This window comes from Sphingobium sp. PNB (genome assembly GCF_019873065.1).
Taxonomy (GTDB): domain Bacteria; phylum Pseudomonadota; class Alphaproteobacteria; order Sphingomonadales; family Sphingomonadaceae; genus Sphingobium; species Sphingobium fuliginis.
The window spans coordinates 1-20,969 of the sequence record NZ_JAINEZ010000061.1 but is presented as its reverse complement, the minus strand read 5'-3'; the positions used below and the strand labels follow the sequence as shown (position 1 = coordinate 20,969).

Here is a 20,969-nt window from a genome sequence, read left to right as displayed (position 1 = left end):
CGCTTATTCGGCGGCAACGACCTGCGTCGGCGCATCGCTCAGCGGATGGGAGAGGCGGTTCACCATTTCCTTCGGGCAGACCTGCCAGAAGTAGCGGCGCCAGCGGTCCCAATCGTCCAGGATCGTGTTCGACCATTTGCTGTCGGTCGCCACCGCATGCTGAGCGATCAGCGCCTTCAGCTCCGCCTCCCAATGGGCGCTTTCCAGCCGCTGCCAGACGATGCTTTCCGGATTGGCGCGCGTCGGGAAGCTGCCGTCCTCGTCCAGGATGAAGGCCATGCCGCCCGTCATGCCCGCGCCGAAATTGGCGCCGGTCCTGCCCAGGATGACCGCGGTGCCGCCGGTCATATATTCGCAGCCGTTCGCGCCGCAGCCCTCGACCACCACCTGCGCGCCCGAATTGCGGACGGCGAAGCGTTCCCCGGCCTGTCCCGCCGCGAACAGCTTCCCGCTGGTCGCGCCGTAGAGCACGGTGTTGCCGATGATGGTGTTGTCCTTGCTCGACAGAGGCGAGGACACCGTGGTGCGCACCGTGATGATGCCGCCCGACAGGCCCTTGCCGACATAGTCGTTGGCGTCGCCGAAGACCTCCAGCTTGATGCCCTTGCACAGGAAGGCGCCCAGCGACTGACCGGCCGAACCGCGCAGCCGCACGGTCAGATGGCCGTCCGCCAGCGTCGACATGCCGAACTTCTCCGTGACGGCGGCCGACAGGCGGGTGCCCACGGCGCGATGCGTGTTGCGCACCGTATAGGTGAGCTGCATCTTCTCGCCGCGTTCGAACACCGCGCGGGCATCCTTCATCATCTGCGCGTCAAGGCTGTCGGGCACCGGGTTGCGCCATTCCGTCAGGCTGAAACGGCGCTGGTCGTCGGGCGCGTCCACCTTGGCGAGGATCGGGTTGAGGTCCAGATCGTCCAGATGCTCGGCGCCGCGATTGACCTGCTTCAGCAGTTCGGTGCGGCCGATCACCTCGTCCAGGCTGCGATAGCCCAGACGCGCCAGAATCTCGCGAACCTCTTCCGCGATGAAGGTCATGAGGTTGATGACCTTCTCCGGCGTGCCGGTGAACTTCTCGCGCAGGCGTTCGTCCTGCACGCAGACGCCGACGGGGCAGGTGTTGCTGTGGCACTGGCGCACCATGATGCAGCCCATGGCGACCAGCGACAGCGTGCCGATGCCGAACTCTTCCGCGCCCAATATCGCCGCGATCACGATATCGCGACCGGTCTTGAGCCCGCCGTCGGTGCGTAGCTTCACGCGATGGCGCAGGCCGTTCAGCGTCAGCACCTGGTTGGCTTCCGACAGGCCCATTTCCCAGGGCGTGCCCGCATATTTGACGGAGGTCTGCGGCGAAGCGCCGGTGCCGCCGACATGGCCCGCGACCAGGATGACGTCTGCGTGGGCCTTCGCCACGCCCGCCGCCACGGTGCCGATGCCCGCCTGGCTGACCAGCTTCACGCAGACGCGGGCGCGGGGATTGATCATCTTGCAGTCGTAGATGAGCTGCGCCAGATCCTCGATCGAGTAGATGTCATGGTGCGGCGGCGGCGAGATCAGCGTCACGCCGGGCGTCGCATGGCGCAGCTTGGCGATGAACTCCGTCACCTTGAAGCCAGGCAACTGGCCGCCCTCGCCGGGCTTGGCGCCCTGCGCGACCTTGATCTCGATTTCCTCGGCCGACCCCAGATACTCCGCATGGACGCCGAAGCGGCCTGACGCGATCTGCTTGATCACCGAATTGGCGTTGTCGCCATTCTCATAGGGCTTGAAGCGGTTCGCATCCTCGCCCCCTTCGCCCGACACGGCCTTGGCGCCGATGCGGTTCATGGCGATGGCCAGCGTCTCATGCGCCTCCGGAGAGAGCGCGCCGAGCGACATGCCCGGCGTCACGAAGCGCTTGCGGATTTCCGTGGTCGCCTCGACCTCGTCGATCGGCACCGCCTCGCGGGCGAAGTTGAATTCCAAGAGGTCGCGCAGATAGACCGGCGGCAAATCGCGCACGCCGCGCGAGAATTGCAGATAGGTCGAATAGCTGTCGGTCGCGACCGAGGTCTGCAACAGGTGCATGAGCTGCGCCGAATAGGCGTGCGTCTCGCCGCCATTGCGCTGGCGGTAGAAGCCGCCGACCGGCAGGCGCACGATGGCGCTGTCATAGGCGGTGTCGTGGCGCAGCTTCGCGCTGTAGTGGAGCGACTGATAGCCCTCGCCCGAAATCTTCGCGGGCATTCCGGGGAACAGGTCGTTGACCAGCGCGCGGCTGAGGCCCACCGCTTCGAAATTATAGCCGCCGCGATAGCTGCTGATGACCGCGATGCCCATTTTGGACATGATCTTCAGCAGGCCTTCGTTGATGGCGATGCGATAGCGTTCGAAGCAGGCGTCCAGCGTCAGATCGCCGAACAGCCCCCGCGCATGGCGGTCGGCGATGCTGGCTTCGGCCAGATAGGCGTTCACCGTGGTCGCGCCGACGCCGATCAGCACCGCGAAATAATGGGTGTCGAGCGCTTCGGCGCAGCGCACGTTGATCGACGCATAGCTGCGCAGGCCCTTGCGGACGAGATGCGTATGCACCGCCGCCGCCGCCAGCACGCCGGCGATGGCGACGCGGTCGGCGTTGACATGCTCGTCGGTCAGGAAGATTTCGGTGCGGCCTTCGCGCACGGCCTGTTCCGCTTCCTCCCGGATGCGGGCGATGGCGGCGCGCAACTGCTCCTGCCCGCCCTCGGCCGGGAAGGTGCAGTCGATCTCGGCCACCGCAGGGCCGAAATGCCCCTTCAGCTTCGCCCATTCGGAAGAGGTCAGCACCGGCGAATCCAGCACCAGCACATGGCTGTTCTGCGCGTCCTGCTCCAATATGTTGTGGAGGTTGGAAAAGCGCGTCTTCAGGCTCATGACGTACCGTTCCCGCAGCGGATCGATCGGCGGGTTGGTGACCTGGCTGAAATTCTGGCGGAAGAAATGGCTGACCGTGCGCGGCTTGTCGGAAATGACGGCCAGCGGCGTGTCGTCGCCCATCGATCCGACGGCTTCCTTCGCATCCTCGACCATGGGGGCGAGGATCAGCTCCATATCTTCGAGCGTCAGATTGGCGGCGACCTGACGGCGCGTCAGTTCGGCCTTGTCCCATGCGGGCAAGGCACTGGGCGCATCGCCCAGATCATTGACCGTCATGAAGTCCTTGATCAGTTCCGAATAGGGGCGCTCGCCCGCAATCTGGTCCTTGATCTCATGATCGTCGTAGATCGTGCCTTCCTGCAGGTCGACGGCGATCATCTGGCCCGGACCCATGCGGCCCTTCCGCACGATGGTGGTTTCGGGAACGACGACCATGCCGGTTTCCGAACCCACGATCAGCAGATTGTCGCCGGTCAGCGTGTAGCGCAGCGGGCGCAGCGCATTGCGGTCGACGCCCGCCACGACCCAGCGGCCGTCGGTCATCGCCAGCGCGGCGGGGCCGTCCCACGGCTCCATCACGGAGGCGAGATATTCATACATGTCCGCATGCGCCTGGGGCAGTTCGGCGCTGGCCGACTGATAGGCTTCGGGCACGAGCATCAGCTTGGCAGTCGGCGCGTCGCGGCCCGAACGGCAGATCGCCTCGAACACGGCGTCGAGCGCGGCCGTATCGGACGCGCCCGCCGGGATCACCGGCTTGATGTCCTCCGACTGCTCCCCGAAGGCGAGCGAAGCCATCTTGATCTCGTGGCTCTTCATCCAGTTCTTGTTGCCGCGGATGGTGTTGATCTCACCATTATGCGCGAGCGTGCGGAACGGCTGGGCCAGCCACCATTGCGGGAAGGTGTTGGTCGAATAGCGCTGGTGGAAGATCGCGACCCGGCTCTCGAACCGCTCGTCCTGCAGGTCGGGATAGAAGACCGACAGCGATTCCGCGAGGAACAGCCCCTTGTAGATGATCGAGCGGCACGACAGCGAGCAGACATAGAAGTCCTGAATCTGCGCGGCGATCACCTTCTTCTCGATCCGGCGGCGGATGAGATAGAGGTCCTTTTCGAACTCGGCCTGATCGCGCTCTTCCGGCATGGGACCGGCGATCATGATCTGCTCGATTTCCGGACGGGTGCGCTGCGCCTTCTCCCCGATGACGGAGACGTCGACCGGCACCTGGCGCCAGCCATAGATGGTGTAGCCCGCGTCGATGATCTCGGATTCAACGATGGTGCGGCAGGTTTCCTGCGCGCTGAGGTCCGTGCGCGGCAGGAAGATCATGCCGACGGCAAGGCGGTTGGGCAGCGGCTTGTGGCCGGAGTCGGCAATGGCGTCATCGAAGAAACGCACCGGCAGGTCGACATGGATGCCCGCGCCGTCGCCGGTCTTGCCGTCGGCGTCCACGGCGCCGCGATGCCAGACGGCCTTCAGCGCGTCGATGGCGCTGGCGACCACGCGACGGCTCGGGCGGCCGTCCGTCGCGGCGACCAGTCCGACGCCGCAGGCATCGCCTTCCATTTCCGGGTGATACATGCCCTCGGCCGCGATCCGTGCGCGTTCTTCGGGGCTGGCCATGAAATTGGTGTCGGTCATGATGACTTACCCTTGCCTGTGGCCGTCCCTGTCTTTGGGTAAGGCCGCTGTCATTCCGTTGGTTGCCGGCATCGCCGGCGCTTTTGTCAGTGGGCCTTCTTGGCGTCCGCGCCGAGCAATGCGGTGAGACGCTCGCGTTCAGCCTTCGTCAGATCATTATAGGTTCGCGGCTTGGGCAGCTTGGCGAGTTCCGCCGCGGAGGATTTCATGATCTCCGGCATGGCCTGCATCATTTCAGGCATGATCTTCTGCATCCGCCCGATATAATGCGGGTCGGCGGCCAGCTCCATGAAGCCCGCGCCGAACTTGGCGCCGACGGGCGTTTTCAGGAACGCACCGATCTGATCAAGCTCGGCCGCGCTGTAGCGATGGGCGAACGCTTCCGCCATGCCTTCCCGCATGTCCGGTTCATAACGTCCCATGAAACGACCCATGGCCGGCATCATGCTGTTGACGATCACGTCCATCCGCTTGCGGAAATTGGGATCGATGATCGCCATCATTTCCTCGATCGTGCCTTCACCCAGATGTTCCGCCCGTTCCGGGTCGAGGCCGCCGACCTTCAGGAACTCGCGGATCGGCATCCTGGTCATGCCGTCCATCATCGGTCCCATCATCTTCTGCATCATCGGCCCCATCATCTTTTCCATGGTGCCGTTGGGCAGGATGACGGCGGCAATCGGCTGAGCCTTGGTCAGCAGTGCCGGATCGACAGACTGGACGGCTGCCGCCTGAACCGGGGTCTGCGCCTCAGCCGCGATCGGCGTCGCCAGCAGGAGGAGGAGGGCGGCGCGCATCAGGCGGCCTGCCTTTCCCCGGCCGCCGCTTTCGCCTTGGCCTTGAGATAGCGGTGCATATGTTCGGTCACGTCGCGGCCGTCGCGGATCGCCCAGACCACCAGCGAAGCGCCGCGCACGATGTCGCCCGCCGCGAACACGCCGTCCATGCTGGTCATCATCGTCTTGTGATCGACGCGCAGCGTGCCCCAGCGTGTGACGGACAGGTCCTCCGCGCCGAACAGCCTGGGCAGTTCCTCCGGATCGTAACCCAGCGCCTTGATGACGAGGTCCGCCTCCAACGTGTGCTCCGTGCCGGGATCGGGTTCCGGCGCGCGGCGGCCCGATGCGTCGGGCTGGCCAAGGCGCATCTTCGTGACTTTGACACCGGTCACATGCTCCGTGCCTTCAAAGGCGATGGGCGCGGAAAGCCAGACGAATTCAACGCCCTCTTCCTCGGCATTGGCGACCTCGCGCTGCGATCCGGGCATATTGTCGCGGTCGCGGCGATAGAGGCACTTCACCGAAGTCGCGCCCTGACGCACGGCGGTGCGGACGCAGTCCATGGCCGTATCGCCGCCGCCGATGACGACGACCTTCTTGCCATTGGCGTGCAGCGAACCGTCCTCATGTTCCGGCACGGCGTCGCCGAAACCGGCCTTGTTGGAGGCGATCAGGAAGTCGAGCGCCTTGACCACGCCCGGCGCGCCGACGCCCGGCGCCTTGATGTCGCGCGGCTTGTACACGCCGGTCGCGATCAGGATGGCGTCATGGCGGCCGCGCAGCTCCTCCATGGTCGCGTCGCGGCCGACCTCGAAGCTTTCGTGGAAGACGATGCCGCCGTCCTTCAGCCGCTGGATGCGGCGCATGACCACATCCTTCTCCAGCTTGAAGCCGGGAATGCCATAGGTCAGCAGCCCGCCGGCCCGGTCGTGCCGGTCATAGACATGCACCTCATAGCCTGCGACCCGCAGATATTCGGCGGTCGTCAGACCCGCCGGACCCGCGCCGATCACGCCGACCGACTGGCCGGTGGGGGCGCCGGGGACCAGCGGTTCGACCCAGCCCTCCTTCCAGGCGGTGTCGGTGATGAACTTTTCGACCGAACCGATGGTGACGGAACCGTGACCCGAAAATTCGATGACGCAATTGCCCTCGCACAGCCGGTCCTGCGGGCAGATGCGGCCGCAGATTTCCGGCATGGTGCTGGTCAGGTTGCTGAGTTCATAGGCTTCGCGCAGCCGCCCTTCGGCGGTCAGGCGCAGCCAGTCGGGGATATGGTTGTGCAACGGGCAATGGGTCGAGCAATAAGGCACGCCGCATTGCGAGCAGCGCGACGCCTGTTCCTCCGCCCGATCCAATATGAAGCTGCGGCTGATCTCCAGGAAATCGTCGGCGCGATCGTCGGCCGAACGCTTCTCGGGATAGGCTTGGCCCGTTCCCACGAATTTCAGCATTGGATTGTCTGCCATGATGAGTCCCTGAAATGAATTTGCAGGGAGCGCATAGCAGAAAAACCCGCAGAGTCACGCGGATTCTGCGATTTATGTCAGTATGATTGACCTATTTTCCGGGAAATGCCTCCGGAACTTCTCCACTCCTGAAATAATCTTGCGTTAAATAGGTCCGTTTCGGGCTTATCGCAGGGAAAGCCACAGCAGGGCGGCTATTCCCGCGACGATTCGGTACCAGGCGAACGGCGCGAACCCATGGCGCGACACCAGCCCCACAAACCATTTGATGACCAGCACGGCGACGATGAAGGACACCACGAACCCCAGCGCGATGCTGTCCCATCCCACCGCGCCGGAGGTGATCTTGTCGCCATTCTTCAGCAGTTCCAGCGCGGACGCGCCCAGCATGGTCGGGATGGCGAGGAAGAAGCTGAACTCCGCCGCCGTGCGCCGCTCCACCCCCAGCGTCAGCGCGCCCATGATCGTCGCGCCCGACCGGCTGACGCCCGGGATCATGGCCAGGCACTGGATGAAGCCGATGCCCACCACCCGCACGAAGGGAATGTCGGCTATGCCGTGGAACCGGTTTTCCTTCACCATCCGCTCGATCGCCAGGATCGCCACGCCACCGACGATCAGCGCCCAGGCGACGACCCGCGGCGCGCCCAGCAGTTCCTCGATATGATTATGCAGGGCAAGGCCGATCACCGCCGCCGGAATGAAGGCGACCAGCAGATTGCGCAGGAAACGCCAGCTCGTCGGCTCCTTGCGCAGCAGGCCCATGCCCACCGCCCAGAATGTGCGCCAGTACAGCACCACCACCGCCAGGATGGCGCCCAACTGGATGATGACGTTGAACATCGCCCAGGTGGACGCGTCATAGCCCAGCAATTCGCTCGCCAGGATCAGGTGGCCGGTCGAGGATATGGGCAGGAACTCGGTCAACCCCTCGACGATGCCAAGCAGGATGACTGTCAGATAATGCAGGTCCATGGAGGGATGCAGTCCTTATGGGGCGAACAAAGGGAAACCCTCCCCCGGGGCGGGAGAGGGCGGTGGGTGCGTTGCGCCCATTGTGCAGAAGCGAATGGCCCGCGCAAGACGGCCCGTCGCGGCCCGATGTCGGTCCGGCTGATCGGATTCCGGCGGATCAGGCCTGAACCCGGCCCGCGAAACGGCCATGCTTGCGGTAGCGGACCAGCCATTTCTCCGCGACGGCCGGCATCGGCGTGGGCGCGACGCCCAGTTCGGCCAGCCCGTCCGCGCCGGGGGCGACGACATTGTCCTTGGCCAGCATGGACAACTGGTCCCGCGTGATCGGTCCGCCCGGCAGCATGGCGATCAGCGAGGCGACCGAAGCGGGAACGGCGCACAGGCTGCGATCGCGGCCGATGGTCCTGGCGATCCAGGCGTTGAGTTCCCGCATCGTATAGGTCTGCGGCCCGCCCAGTTCATAGGTCTTGCCGCCATGCTCGCCGGGATTTTCGGCGGCGTTGGCGACGGCCTGCGCCACGTCCGCGACATAGACCGGCTGGAACCGGGTGTCGGCGGCGATCACCGGCACCACCGGGGCGATGCGGACGATCTCCGCAAAGCGATTGAGGAACCGGTCCTCCGGTCCGAAAATGATCGAGGGGCGCAGGATGGTCGCATTGGGGAAGGCGGCCTTGACCGCCGCCTCGCCCTCGGCCTTCGACCGGCCATAGGCGGAGGGGCTCTGCGCATCCGCGCCGATGGCGGAGATGTGGACGAGCGCCTGGACGCCCGCCTCCGCCGCCGCCCTGGCGACGTTCGCCGCGCCGTCATGGTGCGAACCCTGGAAATCGCCGGAAAGCACCCCCACCAGATTGATGACGATATCGCTGCCGGCAACGGCGCGGGCGACGCTTTCGGGCTTGCGGATGTCCGCCGCGACGAACTGCGTCTGGCCAAGGGCGCCCAGCGGCTTGACGCGCACGGCGGTCGACAGATCGCGCTGCGCCACGCGCACCCGGGCGCCGCGCGCCATCAGCGCCTGGGCGACCTGCCGCCCCACAAAGCCGCCGCCGCCGAACACCGTAACCAGACTGTCCTTCATCACGCGTCCCATGCCTGTCTGTTCAAAGGGAATGACTCTGCGCATCCCCTGTCATCCGATAAGGAATGGCTTTCCGCCATCCCCTTGCAACAGCCGCGGCGCGCTGACAACTGCTTTACCCGATCCAGCCCCGCAAATCAGCAATCATCCACAGGCCCAGGCCCAGGAACAGCAGGGCCGCCCCGATCTGGAGCGCGCGCATCGGCACCTTCTTCGCCAGCACCTCGCCGAACAGCACGGCGGGCACGTTGGCGATCATCATGCCCAGCGTCGTGCCCGCGGTGACCGCCAGCACATTGTCGAACCGCGCGCCCAGCATCACCGTCGCCACTTGCGTCTTGTCGCCCATCTCCACCAGGAAGAAGGCGATCAGCGTGGTCAGGAATACCCCCGCCTTCGACGGCGCGCGCAACGGCTCATCCTCGTCGATCCTGTCGGGGATCAGCGTCCACGCGGCCATCGCGACGAAGCTGGCGGCGACGGCATAGCGGAACCATGGCTCCGTCAGCACGCCGGCGACCGAATGGCCCACCAGCGCGGCGAGGAAATGATTGGCCAGGGTGGCGGCGAATATGCCCGCTATGATGGGCGCCGGCTTGCGAAAGCGGGTGGCGAGCAGCATCGCCAGCAATTGCGTCTTGTCCCCCATTTCCGCGAGCGCGACGAGGGCGGTGGAGGTGAGAAATGCTTCCATCAGGGTCTGTCCGGGCCGGGCGAAGGTGAAGACGCAATGCCACCATCCCCTCCCGCCCGGCTGGACGGAGAAGATGATGCCATTGGTCTCGCCCGATGCGGAAGGACTCTGAAGGTCTCCCGCATCCCGCCCGCCATGGCCTCTCGGCCAAATATGTTGACGAACGGCCCGCTCCCTCGGGAACGGCTGGCTACTCCCCAGATGACGCAGGGGGCCATAGGATGAAACGGCGGCAGAGGCAAGACCGCCCGGCGCTGTTGCCGCGCGCCGCAGAGACGGGAAAGGCGTGGCGGCCGGCCACGCCTTTCCTCTCCATCGCCCTGTCAGGCCGCGGCGGCGATCCCGCTGACGCCCAGTTCGGCCAATGCGAACTTGCGGATATGCTCGCCCATATCCTCGCGGTCCAGCGCAAGGGCGAGGTTCGCCTCGATATATCCTGCCTTCGATCCGCAGTCGAAGCGGCGTCCATCGAAGGTCACGCCATGGAAGGGCTGGGTGCCGATCATCGACGCCATGGCATCGGTAAGCTGGATCTCGCCGCCGGCGCCCTTCTCCTGCGTCTCCAGGATCTTCATCACTTCGGGCTGGAGGATATAGCGGCCCGGCAGGATCAGGTTGGACGGCGCCGTGCCCGGCGCGGGCTTTTCCACCAGTCCCTTCACCTCGGTCAGCGCGCCGTCGCGCTGGCCCGGATCGATCACGCCATAGCTCGGCGTGTCGGCCATCGGCACTTCCAGCGCGCAGACCAGATTGCCGCCGACCCTGTCATAGGCATCGACCATCTGCTTCAGGCATCCCCGGCCCGGCGCGCCCTTCATGAATTCGTCGGGCAGCAGGATCGCGAAAGGCTCATCGCCGACAATGTCCCGCGCACACCAGATGGCGTGGCCCAGGCCCAGCGGCTCCTGCTGGCGCAGGAACACCGCATTGCCCGGCGACAGCCGCGTGCCGTCCAGCGCGGACAGGTCCTTGCCCCGCTCGCGCTGCGTCGCCTCGGCCTCGAAGGCCATGTCGAAATAATCCTCGATCGCGCCCTTGCCGCGGCCGGTCACGAAGATCATCTGCTCGATCCCCGCCTCCCGCGCTTCGTCCACCGCATATTGGATCAGCGGACGGTCGACCACCGGCAGCAATTCCTTGGGCACCGACTTGGTCGCCGGAAGAAAGCGCGTGCCAAGACCCGCGACAGGGAAAACGGCTTTGCGAATCGGTTTGTAGGACATGAGGCTCCTGTTTCTTGGCTCGCGCGCGGAATGAAGGCTTCGCCCTCCGCCGCATAAAGATCAAGCGTGGAAGATTACTTAACCCGTTCAGACAGCCAGCAGGCGCTGCGCCACCCTTTCGAGGGAAGCAATTTCCGCTTCGAGTTGCTCAAGCGAGACATGCGTCTGATTGTTCCGCGCATCGCGGCATGTGAAGCCGCCGGGCGCGGGCTGCTGAAAGCCGCCGATGATGAGCGACCGGAACCGGTCGATCCTCTGCATGTCGCGCTCGATATCCGCTATTTCCGTCAATGCGCCGGCATTGCGCCTGTCCCGCATCGACACCATGGTCCGCAGTTCGGTCATCAGCTTCGTCATGCCCGGACGGGTCCGGGCACCCACGGTCCGCACATCCCCCATGGCTTCCCGCATCATCGCGATCTTCGCCTCCAGGCTCTGTTCCAGCATCGTCCAGGCACAGACCAGACGACCCACTGCACACAGAAGCGCCGCATCCTCCGGCGCGTAATCCGACACTGACCTCACATTGACTTCGGCAACCACGTTCACTTCATCCGCGCCCCGGTATGTTATGCTTTCCGCTCGGATAAAAGCCTGCCCGTTTTGCAGCGCAAAAGGCTAGGGGGGCGTTCGGTGCCGCCCGCATCCGCGGCACAGGCCATCGCCAACTGTGCCCAAACAGCGATGAACCGTTAACCGTCTTTGGCGGCCGGATCAGAAATCGATAGCGATTCCCTTGCGTTCCCAGTCGCCGTAGCGAACGGGGCTCAATAACTCGTCATGGCGGGAGGGACTGTCGATCGGGTCGGGCTGCGGCACCGGCGGGCTCTTGGAAAGGTGCGCGGGCGGCTTCACATGCGCGGGGCGCTTGCCGTTGAAGGTTCCCATCGGTCCATCCTTTCGATTGCGGGGGCGTCATCGCCACCCCATATTCAGGGGCGCCCCATATTCAGAGTAAGGCCGCTATCTGGGCCGTAAAGGAGACTTTCGCAAGTGAGTGGGATGAAGACGGTGATGCTGCTGTCGGCGCTGACGGCGCTGTTCATGGCATTGGGCTACACGCTGGGCGGCAGCGGCGGCGTGGTGATCGCGCTGCTGGTGGCGGCGGGCATGAACCTGTTCACCTTCTGGAACGCCGACAGGATCGTGCTGTCGATGCATCATGCGCGGGAGGTGGATGCGCGGAGCGCGCCCGAATTCTACAGCCTCGTCGCGGACCTCGCCCGCCGCGCCGATCTCCCCATGCCGCGCGTCTATCTGATCGATGAGCCGCACCCCAATGCCTTCGCAACGGGCCGCGACCCGAAGCATGCGGCCGTCGCCGCCACCACCGGCCTGCTGTCGATGCTCAGCCGGGACGAAGTGGCGGGCGTCATGGCGCATGAACTGGGCCATGTTCGCAACCGCGACACGCTGATCATGACGATGGTGGCGACCATTGCGGGCGCGATCTCCATGCTCGCCAATTTCGGCCTGTTCTTCCGCGGCGGCAATCATGACAACGGCCATGGCAATGTCGCCGCGACGCTGCTGGCGGTGATCGTCGCGCCTTTCGCCGCGATGATCGTGCAGATGGCGATCAGCCGCACGCGCGAATATGGCGCCGACCGCGCCGGCGCGGAGATCAGCGGCAATCCCCGCGCGCTCGCCTCCGCCCTCGCCAAGATTTCCGGCCGTGCGGAGGCGATTCCCAATCCGGTGACCGAACGCAATCCCGCCGCGGCCCAGCTCTATATCGTGCCGGTGCATGTCAGCGAGCTTTTCTCCACCCACCCGGCAACGGAAAAGCGCATCGCCGCGCTGGAGGAGATGGCGGGCGGCCCATCCCTGCCGCCGCGCGCATCCGCCCTATCCCCGTCAGCCCAGTTTCCGGCAGCGACCCGAGCCCGCAAGTCGAGCGCGCTCGATCCGCTGCGCCGCGATTAAGTATCGCACGCCGCTGGCATCCTTGCACCCCATTCCCACGAGCCGCTTGTCCCGTGGGAGCGCGCGGCCTGCGTCCGATTTAACGCAGCGCGCTCTGGCGCCGCCGTTCCGGGACAAGGGATCACTTCCCGGCTTGCGCGACGGATCAGCCAGCGCCCACCAGCGGCACGATGTCGACAGGGCGGCCGTTCCGTCGCAGTTCGACGGTGATGCTGGGCCGCCCGGGCCCGGCATTGCCGAGCGGATCGCCTTGCCGCACCACATCCCCCACGGCGGCGTTGAGGCGCAGCAGGCCGGTGATCAGCGTCGTCCAGCCGCCGCCATGGTCGATGATGACGATCTGCCCATAGCCGCGATAGGGGCCGGCAAAGACGACGCGGCCGGCCGTCGGCGCCACGGCCAGAGCATCGGGGCGCGTGGCGATGGTCAGGCCGCGTGAGCGGACGCCGCCTTCCGACACTTCGCCCATGCCCGTCACCAGCTGGCCGACGACCGGCAGGCGATAGGGCGGCGGCGCGCCAGGGCTGCGCGGACCGGCCGGTGCGGACGCGCGCGCCTGATCGGGTCGGGCGGGGCGCAGCAGGGGACCGGGAAGGGCAGCCAGCCGGTCGCGCAGGTCGCCCGCCTCCTCCAGCCTGTCCATCAGGTCGACGATGTCGCGCGCCCGCTCGCCAAGGGCAAGCGCGCGGTCGCTTTCCAGATCGGCATTGGCCCTGTAATCCTGCGCTGCCAGCCGCTTTTGCGTTTCCAGCCTTTGCAGGGCCGCCTGCCGCTGCTTCAGGTCCCGCTGGCTTTGCGCAAGCGAATCCGCCGCCTGCTCGGCCGTCGCGCGCAGGGCGCGGCTGCGCTCCAGTTCCGCGCGCAGGCCGGCGGTCCGCTCCCGGATGACGGGCAGCACCTGTCCCAGCACGGCGCGCATATGGATGGCGTCGTCGATCGATCCCGGCTGGACCAGCGCCAGCGCCAGCGGCCGCTGCGCCATCATCTGCAAGGCGGCGGTCAGGCGGACGACCGGCTCCTGCCTCGCGGCCAGGCGAACGGCCTGTGCGCGCTGGAGCCGGGCGACGATGGCGATGCGGGCCTGCGCGGCCTGTATGTCCGCCTCCGCCTGCTGGATGCGGGCGGCCATGGCGGCGGCGCGGCGACGGGCCTGGTCGGCTTCGTTGCGGGCGGCGGCGGCCTGCTGTTCCAGCCGTTCGGAGCGCGACCGCGCTTCCTCCGACTGGCGGCGCGCGGCCTTCAGGGCGGCCTGTTCCTCGCTGAGGCTGGTGCCGCCAGTGCCGGTCAGGATGATGCCCTGCCCCTCGGCGGCGGGCAGGCGCGATCCGGCGAGCGCTGCCGCGCCGGCAAGAAAGGCCGCGATGATCGCCGTCCGTTTCAACCAAAACCCCCTGCCGGTTCCGCGGTTCGGCGCCGACCGTCCCTGACTAGGCTGTGTTCCGGCGGAATGAAAGAACCTCCATCCCGCAGGTTCCTGCGCAGGCAGCAACCCGGCTCTTGCACTCCCTGTTCAGAGCAGGGGAAACTTCAGACCCTACCCTTCGCGATGATAGGGATGCCCGGCCAGGATCGAGCAGGCCCGCCACAATTGCTCGGCCAGCATGGCGCGGGCCATCATATGGGGCCATGTCATCGCGCCAAAGGCGATCAGCAGGTCCGCATTGTCCCGATCCGCATCGTCGAAGCCGTCCGCCGCGCCGATCAGGAAGCGGCATTCGCGCTTGCCGGAATCGCGCCACCCCTCGATGCGGCGGGCGAAGTCGATGGAACTGAGCTGCCGGCCCTTTTCGTCCAGCATGACGGTGACGGTGCCCGGCGGGGCCGGCGGCAGCTTGCCGCCCCGATCGGGCAGTTCGGTGATCCTGAACGGCATGGTCAGCCGCTTCGCATAACGGTCGACCAGTTCCGCCTCGGGCGAGCGCCCGATCTTTCCGCGCGCGATGATGTGGAGGAGCATGGTCTGCCCCTTTAGAGCATCATGCAGAAAAATCGTGCAGAAAAGTGGGAACCGGTTTTCCGCTTAAAATGATGCGACGACGAAAATTAGGCTGCGCGACCTGCGCCCGATGGAACGCAGCGCGCTCTAACAAGGCCGGACGCGCTTGTCGAAGCGGCGGGTCAGGCGGTTCCCGCCACCGGCGCGTCGACGAAGCCCCACATCCGCTCCAGATTGTAGAAGCTGCGCACCTCCGGCCGGAACAGATGGACGATCACGTCGCCGGCATCGATCAACACCCAATCGGCCACGGGCAGGCCCTCTATGCGGGCGGAGCGCCCGGTCGCCTGCTTGATCCGCTCAGCCAGCTTCTGCGCCATCGACGCCACCTGACGGGACGAACGCCCGCTGGCGATCACCATGTGATCGGCGATGCTGCTCTTGCCTTCAAGGGGGATGGAGATGGTTTCCTGCGCCTGGTCGTCGTCAAGCGACTTCAAGACAAGGTCATGCAGGGCGGCAACGCTGTCGGCATTATGAGCCGTGTCGTTGGCGGGATGCGGTCTGGTCAAAGATGCTCCATTCTAGACAATCAACCGGCGCGTGAGCGGGTCGCGCACGCGTTTGTGTTCATATTCGCGATGCCAGAGGGGGTCTGCCTGCCGCAGCAGGGTCGCCGATCTTGGATCAGGGCGAAAGCGCAGAAGCACAAGCGCCGGCGGTCTCCAATCCGTCCATGCTGCACTCTGGCGTGCGGGCCGGACGAAGCGCCGCAGCCAGCCCATGGCCGGTGAGCCACGGGCGGCCTCATCATAGCCGGGCCGGGCGATCACGGCAATGGGCATAATCCGGGCTATGCCGCGCCAGTCCCTCCACTGGCCGAATTGCGCGAGATTGTCCGCCCCCATCAGCCAAAGGAACCGGTGGCGCGGATAGCGCCTTCGCAAGGCCTTCACCGTGTCGATGGTGTAGCGGGTGCGCAGCTGCGTTTCTATGGCCGTGGGCCGGATGAGGTTGCGCCGCGCGACTTTTCGGGCGTGGGCGAGACGGGCGGGGAGGGGCGCCATGCCGGCCCGGGGCTTCAGCGGATTGCCCGGCGAAACCAGCCACCAGACTTCATCCAGCCGCAAGGCGTGGATCGCGAACCGGGAAATATCCCGATGCCCGTCATGCGCCGGATTGAAGGAGCCGCCGAGAAGGCCGATACGTTTCATGATTCGCCCATGCCAGTTGGCGGGGCCGGGAGCAAATTTCCTGCTGAGCGATCAGGATTCTTAGCCTCCTAATAGATAGATCAAGCGACAAACAGGCCTACTTCGGTTCGTGCTGCTGAGACGGCAGCAGCCCAGTTCCCGAATCCCGCTTCATCCCAAAATAATTAGCCTCCTAACCTCATGCGTTAGGAAATCTACTCCGCCGCATCCGGCAGCGCCTCCGGCAAAGCCCGCACGGCCTCAGCCGAAGACGGTTCGCGAACCAGCGCCTCAACGGGCTCCAGTTCTTCCAGTTCCTTGCCCCCCGTCTCGATATTCAGGTCGCGCAGCTTGCGGCCCGTCACCAGCACGCGACCCTCGAAGCTGCCGACGAAGCTGTTATAATCCGCCACGGCCCCGTTCAGCCGGTTGCCCAGCTTCTTGAGCGACGCCGCCGCTCCGGCCAGCCGCTCGTAAAGCTCCTTGCCCAGCATGCCGATCCGCTTGGCCTCATCCGCCATTTTCTCCTGCCGCCACACCGCCGCGACAGTCCGGGCAATGGCGATGAGGTTGGTCGGCGTGGCTAGCAGCACCCGCTTCCCGAAGGCATGGTCCCAAAGCTGCGGATCATGCTCCAGCGCGGCGGAGAGGAAATGTTCGCCGGGCACGAACATGATCACATAATCGGGCGCTTCGTCGAACTGGTCGGCATAGCTTTTCCGCCCCAGCGTCTCGACATGCGCGCGCATCGCAGCCGCATGGGCGGACAGGAGCCGCTTCCTCTCCTCCTCGCCCTCCGCGCCATAGGCGTCCTGATAGGCATTCAACGACACCTTGGCGTCAATCACCAGCGCCCGCCCGCCCGGCACGCGCAGGATCGCGTCGGGGCGCAGCCGGCCGTCCTCGCCCTCCACGCTCACCTCGGTCCGGAAATCCACATGCTCGGAAAGGCCGCATGTCTCCAGGACATTGCGCAATTGCTGCTCGCCCCAGCGGCCCCGCGCCTTGGGCGCATGGCGCAGCGAATCGACCAGCCGCTGCGCCTCGGCCCGCACCGCCTCCTGCCCCGACTTCATCGATTCGATCTCGCCGCGCAGTATGCCATAGGCCTCCGTCCGCTGCTGCTCGATCTGGGTGATCTTCTGGTCGTAACGCTGGATCGTCTCGTTGACCGGATGCAGCAATTGCCTCAGCTGCGCCTCACTCTTCTCATGCGCCTGCATCATGCGCTGGTCGGCGCGTTCCAGGAAATGGCTCTGCGCCTGGTGCAGCAGCTTGCCGCCAATTTCGCTGAACTGGGCCGAAAGCTGCTCCTTCGCATCTTTGAGCGCCGCGATCTGCGCTTCGAAGGCTTCCGCCCGCGCCTGCGTGTCGGATCGCAAGGCCGCCAGTTCCCGCGCCGCCGCTTCGCGCGCCGTGCGCTCCGCCTCCAGCTTCTGCGCCAGATCCGCCGCCTGCGCCGCGCGCTCCTGCGCCACCACCAGTTCCTGGATCGCGGCGTTGCGCTGGGCCGCCGCCATGTCCAGCTTGCCCGCCAGATCGGCCTTTTCCGTCAGCAGCGGCGCCACGGACCGGCCCCGCGCCAGCCAGCCGATCGCCAGCCCCGCGACCAGAGCGACAATGATGAGAATGGCGGCAAGGCTGTCCATATATGCCCCTTTGCAGAACGAAAGGTGAACCTAGCCGCATGACGTCACCGCCGCAAGCGGCATGCGGCATCCGCCGGCCAGGCGTTTCAGGTCAGGGACGTTCGGAAAGCCGCCAGCCGCGCCACCGCCTCGTCCAATATTTCATCCGCCTTGGAAAAGCACAGGCGGACGAGATGCGTCACCGGCTCTGCGGGATAGAAGGCGGAAATCGGGATCGCCGCCACGCCCGCTTCATCGATGATCCGCTCGCAAAAGGCGACGTCGTCCATGTCGATGCCGGAAGCGGGCAGGTCGACGGTCACGAACCATGTCGCCGCGCTGGGATTGACGACATAGCCTGCCCCGCGCAGCCCCGCGACAAGGCGATCGCGCGAAGCCTGATAGGCGGCGCGCATCGCGTCGAACCAGCTTTCCGGCTTGGCCAGCCCCTCGGCCACCGCCCATTGCAGATGGGGCGGGGTGGTGAAGGTGATGAACTGGTGCGCGCGGGCAAGCAGCGTCGCCAGCGGCGGGGCGGCGCACATCCATCCGACCTTCCATCCGGTGACGGAGAAGATCTTGCCCGCCGACCCGATCTTCACCGTCCGATCCCGCATGCCGGGAAAGCCGATCAGCGGCCTGTGGGCGATGCCGTCATAGGCGATATGCTCCCACACCTCGTCGCAAATGGCGATCAGGTCGTTTTCCACGCAAAATTCCGCCAGCAGCGCCAGTTCCTCTTCGCGCAGGGCGATGCCCGTCGGGTTCACCGGATTGTTCATCAGCAGGAACCGGGTTTTTGGCGTGACCGCCGCCGCCAGCGCCTGCCGCCCGATCCGCCATTCGGGCGGGGTGAGCCGCAGCACCCGCGCCACCCCGCCCGCCCGCTCGATCAGCGGCAGATAGGCGTCGTAGAGCGGCGCCAGCACCAGCACCTCGTCGCCGGGCCGGACCAGCGCCAGCAGGCTGGCCGCGATCGCCTCCGTCGCGCCGGAGGTGACGATCACCTCCTGCGGCGACAGGTCCAGCCCCTGATGCCGCGCATAATGCGCCGCCACCGCCTCGCGCAGTTCGGCAAGGCCCGCCATGGGCGGATATTGGTTGGACCGGGTCAGCAGCGCGTCGGCGGCGGCGCGGAGTATCTCCTCCGGTCCCTGGGCGTCGGGAAAGCCCTGCCCCAGGTTGATCGCACCGGTCTCCCGCGCGCGGCCGGACATTTTCTCGAAGATGGTGGTGGGCATGTCCCGATAGACGGGATGGCCGAGAGGATCGCGTTCGCTCATGCCGGTGGACATGCCGGTTTTCGGGGTGGGGGGTCAAGTTCCGTGCAATCGGCCCTCTGCTTCAGCCCGCTTATGCATTAGGATGCCGCTTTCCCATGGCCATGAGCGAGCAGACATGATCGACCGCCTGTTCCTGAAGCATCCCAGAGAGGTCAATGAAAGCTATGGCGAGCATTTGGAGGTGGCGACGCGCTTCGGCTTCCTGATGGTGCGGGCGGGGCTTGCCTGCATGATCCACGGGCTGGTCCCGGCTTTCTTCACCCGCACCGGCAGCGCAACGGTGAAGCGGCTGTACGATGAAATGCGCCAACGCCAGCCGGACCTTCCCGAACCCGCTTATCTCAACCCGAAATGGCGCCCGGAATATGAGATTTGAAGGAAGAAGGCGACCGGCAGGGTGCGGCTTCGCTTATAGGGCGACGCGCTCCTGCCAAGGCGGGAGCCCAGTCCTGACGGTGCGCTAAAACGGCGACGCTTGGACTGGCTCCGCCCTTCGCAGGCGCAGTTGCATCTATTTCCCCGGCGCCGCACGGCGCCAAGTAAAGCCGGCGAATGTCCCCCGAACATTCGCTTTTCCGGCTTTACTCCCATTCGATCGTCCCCGGCGGCTTCGAGGTGTAGTCGTAAACCACCCGGTTGATGCCCTTCACCTCATTGATGATCCGCGTCGCCACCCGGCTCAGGAAAGCGGCGTCGAAGGGATAGATGTCCGCCGTCATGCCGTCGGTCGACGTCACCGCCCGCAGGGCGCACACGCTGTCATAGGTGCGGTGATCGCCCATCACGCCCACGGTGCGGACGGGCAGCAGCACGGCGAAGGCCTGCCAGATCGCATCGTACAGCCCGGCGCTCCGGATTTCCTCCAGATAGATGGCGTCGGCCTTGCGCAGAATGTCGCAGCGCTCCTTCGACACTTCGCCCGGAATGCGGATGGCGAGGCCGGGACCGGGGAAAGGATGCCGCCCGACGAAAATCTCCGGCAGCCCCAGTTCGCGGCCCAGCACGCGCACCTCATCCTTGAACAGTTCGCGCAGCGGCTCGACCAGCTTCATGTTCATGCGCTCGGGCAGGCCGCCGACATTATGGTGCGACTTGATCGTCACCGAAGGCCCGCCGGTGAAGGACACGGACTCGATCACGTCCGGATAAAGCGTCCCCTGCGCCAGGAAGTCCGCCCCGCCGATCTTCTTCGCTTCCTCCTCGAACACGGCGATGAACTCGCCGCCGATGAATTTCCGCTTCTTCTCGGGGTCGGTCAGGCCCGCCAGCCCGCCCAGGAAGCGTTCCTCGGCATTCACATGGACCAGCTTGATGCCATAATGCTCGCGGAACAGGCTCACCACCTGCTCCGCCTCGCCCAGCCGCATCAGGCCATGGTCGACGAACACGCAGGTCAACTGATCGCCGATCGCCTCATGGATCAGCACCGCCGCGACGGCGCTGTCGACGCCGCCGGACAGACCGCAGATCACCCGGCCTTCGCCCACCTGCGCCCGGATGTCCGCGATCTTGGTCGCGCGGAATTCCGCCATGGTCCAGTCGCCCTTGAGGCCGCAGACATGGCGCACGAAATTGGCGAGCAGCTTCGCGCCATCCGGCGTATGCACGACCTCAGGGTGGAATTGCGTCGCGTAGAAACGCTTTTCCTCATTCGCCGTGATCGCATAGGGCGCGCCCTCGCTGACCGCCACCACCTCGAAACCGGGGGCGAGCCGCGTCACCTTGTCGCCATGGCTCATCCACACCTGATGGCGCTCGCCCTCCGTCCAGAGGCCGTCGAACAGCGCGCAGCCCTTCTTCACCTCGATGAAGGCGCGGCCGAACTCGCCGCTCTCGCCGCCTTCGACATGGCCGCCAAGCTGCTGCATCATCGTCTGCTGGCCGTAGCATATGCCCAGGATCGGAATGCCCGCCTCGAAGAAATGCTGGGGCGCGCGGGGGCTGTCCTCCCACATGACGGAGGAGGGGCCACCGGAAAGGATGATGCCCTTGGGCTTCAGCCGTTCGAAGGCTTCGGCGGCGCTGTTGAACGGCGCGATCTCGGAATAGACGCCCGCCTCGCGCACCCGCCGGGCGATGAGCTGCGTCACCTGGCTGCCGAAATCCACGATAAGGATGGAATCCTGAAGGGGCAGCGTCATCGAATCGCCTTTATATGTCCAGAGGAAGGGATTCGCGCCCGGTTAGTGCGCTTGCGCTCCCTTGTCCAGCGAAGCCGCGTCCCCGCGCCGCCCCGC

General features: G+C 65.8%; 18 protein-coding genes and 1 riboswitch. Of the genes, 2 read left to right on the top strand and 16 right to left on the bottom strand.

From position 1 onward, the window contains the following. Nucleotides 1-3: 3 nt before the first annotated feature. From gltB to K7W03_RS18455, 9 genes are all read right to left on the bottom strand, one after another. On the bottom strand, nucleotides 4-4,542 hold the full coding sequence (gene gltB / locus K7W03_RS18495; protein WP_222887010.1) for a glutamate synthase large subunit: 4,539 nt from the start codon (nucleotides 4,540-4,542) through the stop codon (nucleotides 4-6). 86 nt (nucleotides 4,543-4,628) lie between these two features. After that, on the bottom strand, nucleotides 4,629-5,339 hold the full coding sequence (locus K7W03_RS18490) for a DUF2059 domain-containing protein (RefSeq protein WP_048577410.1): 711 nt from the start codon (nucleotides 5,337-5,339) through the stop codon (nucleotides 4,629-4,631). Next, complete coding sequence (locus K7W03_RS18485) at nucleotides 5,339-6,790, bottom strand: NAD(P)-dependent oxidoreductase (RefSeq protein ID WP_025549946.1); 1,452 nt, start codon at nucleotides 6,788-6,790, stop codon at nucleotides 5,339-5,341. Before K7W03_RS18485 ends, K7W03_RS18490 begins: the two co-directional genes overlap by 1 nt. A 165-nt stretch (nucleotides 6,791-6,955) precedes the next feature. Then, nucleotides 6,956-7,765: an undecaprenyl-diphosphate phosphatase gene (locus tag K7W03_RS18480; protein ID WP_222887009.1), complete on the bottom strand. Its 810-nt coding sequence runs from the start codon at nucleotides 7,763-7,765 to the stop codon at nucleotides 6,956-6,958. A gap of 157 nt (nucleotides 7,766-7,922) precedes the next feature. After that, entirely contained in the window at nucleotides 7,923-8,861 is a 939-nt protein-coding gene (locus tag K7W03_RS18475) for a complex I NDUFA9 subunit family protein (RefSeq protein ID WP_222887008.1), read from the bottom strand. Between the two features lie 103 nt (nucleotides 8,862-8,964). Beyond that, on the bottom strand, nucleotides 8,965-9,543 hold the full coding sequence (locus K7W03_RS18470) for a TMEM165/GDT1 family protein (RefSeq protein WP_048577407.1): 579 nt from the start codon (nucleotides 9,541-9,543) through the stop codon (nucleotides 8,965-8,967). Nucleotides 9,544-9,637: 94 nt separating this feature from the next. After that, a riboswitch (yybP-ykoY riboswitch) is annotated at nucleotides 9,638-9,755 on the bottom strand. 111 nt (nucleotides 9,756-9,866) lie between these two features. Then, nucleotides 9,867-10,766, bottom strand: a complete 900-nt coding sequence (locus K7W03_RS18465; protein ID WP_025549942.1) for a UTP--glucose-1-phosphate uridylyltransferase — start codon at nucleotides 10,764-10,766, stop codon at nucleotides 9,867-9,869. An 87-nt stretch (nucleotides 10,767-10,853) separates the two neighbouring features. Continuing rightward, nucleotides 10,854-11,282 carry a hypothetical protein gene (locus K7W03_RS18460; RefSeq protein WP_025549941.1) on the bottom strand — a complete coding sequence of 143 codons (429 nt, stop codon included), beginning with the start codon at nucleotides 11,280-11,282 and terminating at the stop codon, nucleotides 10,854-10,856. A 198-nt stretch (nucleotides 11,283-11,480) separates the two neighbouring features. Further along, nucleotides 11,481-11,654 (bottom strand): DUF1674 domain-containing protein, encoded by a 174-nt coding sequence (locus K7W03_RS18455; protein ID WP_064485884.1) that lies wholly within the window; start codon nucleotides 11,652-11,654, stop codon nucleotides 11,481-11,483. A gap of 105 nt (nucleotides 11,655-11,759) precedes the next feature. Between K7W03_RS18455 and htpX the strand changes: the two genes are divergently transcribed. Continuing rightward, nucleotides 11,760-12,692, top strand: coding sequence for a zinc metalloprotease HtpX (gene htpX, locus K7W03_RS18450; RefSeq protein WP_222887007.1), 933 nt, complete (start codon nucleotides 11,760-11,762; stop codon nucleotides 12,690-12,692). Nucleotides 12,693-12,837: 145 nt separating this feature from the next. Here htpX and K7W03_RS18445 read toward each other — a convergent pair whose 3' ends face one another. The 6 genes from K7W03_RS18445 to K7W03_RS18420 form a co-directional block, all read right to left on the bottom strand. Beyond that, nucleotides 12,838-14,073 (bottom strand): murein hydrolase activator EnvC family protein, encoded by a 1,236-nt coding sequence (locus K7W03_RS18445; RefSeq protein ID WP_222887006.1) that lies wholly within the window; start codon nucleotides 14,071-14,073, stop codon nucleotides 12,838-12,840. A gap of 153 nt (nucleotides 14,074-14,226) precedes the next feature. Then, entirely contained in the window at nucleotides 14,227-14,649 is a 423-nt protein-coding gene (locus tag K7W03_RS18440; protein WP_025549938.1) for a 23S rRNA (pseudouridine(1915)-N(3))-methyltransferase RlmH, read from the bottom strand. 161 nt (nucleotides 14,650-14,810) lie between these two features. Then, a complete protein-coding gene (gene rsfS, locus K7W03_RS18435; RefSeq protein ID WP_044661265.1) occupies nucleotides 14,811-15,200 on the bottom strand; it encodes a ribosome silencing factor in 390 nt (129 codons plus the stop codon). A gap of 12 nt (nucleotides 15,201-15,212) precedes the next feature. Next, the gene (locus K7W03_RS18430; RefSeq protein WP_255309038.1) at nucleotides 15,213-15,845 is read right to left on the bottom strand and encodes a nicotinate-nucleotide adenylyltransferase; all 633 of its coding nucleotides are present in this window, start codon (nucleotides 15,843-15,845) and stop codon (nucleotides 15,213-15,215) included. 191 nt (nucleotides 15,846-16,036) lie between these two features. Continuing rightward, complete coding sequence (locus K7W03_RS18425; RefSeq protein ID WP_048577402.1) at nucleotides 16,037-17,470, bottom strand: DNA recombination protein RmuC; 1,434 nt, start codon at nucleotides 17,468-17,470, stop codon at nucleotides 16,037-16,039. A gap of 86 nt (nucleotides 17,471-17,556) precedes the next feature. After that, nucleotides 17,557-18,744, bottom strand: a complete 1,188-nt coding sequence (locus K7W03_RS18420; protein WP_222887005.1) for an aminotransferase — start codon at nucleotides 18,742-18,744, stop codon at nucleotides 17,557-17,559. Nucleotides 18,745-18,847: 103 nt separating this feature from the next. On the opposite strand from K7W03_RS18420, the gene K7W03_RS18415 reads away from it, so the two are divergent. Continuing rightward, a complete protein-coding gene (locus K7W03_RS18415; RefSeq protein WP_044661269.1) occupies nucleotides 18,848-19,108 on the top strand; it encodes a DUF6356 family protein in 261 nt (86 codons plus the stop codon). Nucleotides 19,109-19,313: 205 nt separating this feature from the next. Here the strand turns inward: K7W03_RS18415 and guaA are convergent, their stop codons facing one another. Beyond that, the gene (guaA, locus tag K7W03_RS18410; protein ID WP_044661270.1) at nucleotides 19,314-20,873 is read right to left on the bottom strand and encodes a glutamine-hydrolyzing GMP synthase; all 1,560 of its coding nucleotides are present in this window, start codon (nucleotides 20,871-20,873) and stop codon (nucleotides 19,314-19,316) included. Nucleotides 20,874-20,969 lie beyond the last annotated feature (96 nt).

Coding starts and splice junctions, on each gene's coding strand:
- K7W03_RS18440 (WP_025549938.1), bottom strand. CDS start 14,649: ATGCTCCTCCACATCATCGCGCGCGGAAAGATCGGGCGCTCGCCCGAG.
- K7W03_RS18475 (WP_222887008.1), bottom strand. CDS start 8,861: ATGGGACGCGTGATGAAGGACAGTCTGGTTACGGTGTTCGGCGGCGGC.
- K7W03_RS18480 (WP_222887009.1), bottom strand. CDS start 7,765: ATGGACCTGCATTATCTGACAGTCATCCTGCTTGGCATCGTCGAGGGG.
- gltB (WP_222887010.1), bottom strand. CDS start 4,542: ATGACCGACACCAATTTCATGGCCAGCCCCGAAGAACGCGCACGGATC.
- K7W03_RS18415 (WP_044661269.1), top strand. CDS start 18,848: ATGATCGACCGCCTGTTCCTGAAGCATCCCAGAGAGGTCAATGAAAGC.
- K7W03_RS18465 (WP_025549942.1), bottom strand. CDS start 10,766: ATGTCCTACAAACCGATTCGCAAAGCCGTTTTCCCTGTCGCGGGTCTT.
- K7W03_RS18490 (WP_048577410.1), bottom strand. CDS start 5,339: ATGCGCGCCGCCCTCCTCCTCCTGCTGGCGACGCCGATCGCGGCTGAG.
- K7W03_RS18470 (WP_048577407.1), bottom strand. CDS start 9,543: ATGGAAGCATTTCTCACCTCCACCGCCCTCGTCGCGCTCGCGGAAATG.
- guaA (WP_044661270.1), bottom strand. CDS start 20,873: ATGACGCTGCCCCTTCAGGATTCCATCCTTATCGTGGATTTCGGCAGC.
- K7W03_RS18455 (WP_064485884.1), bottom strand. CDS start 11,654: ATGGGAACCTTCAACGGCAAGCGCCCCGCGCATGTGAAGCCGCCCGCG.
- K7W03_RS18485 (WP_025549946.1), bottom strand. CDS start 6,790: ATGGCAGACAATCCAATGCTGAAATTCGTGGGAACGGGCCAAGCCTAT.
- K7W03_RS18420 (WP_222887005.1), bottom strand. CDS start 18,744: ATGTCCACCGGCATGAGCGAACGCGATCCTCTCGGCCATCCCGTCTAT.
- K7W03_RS18425 (WP_048577402.1), bottom strand. CDS start 17,470: ATGGACAGCCTTGCCGCCATTCTCATCATTGTCGCTCTGGTCGCGGGG.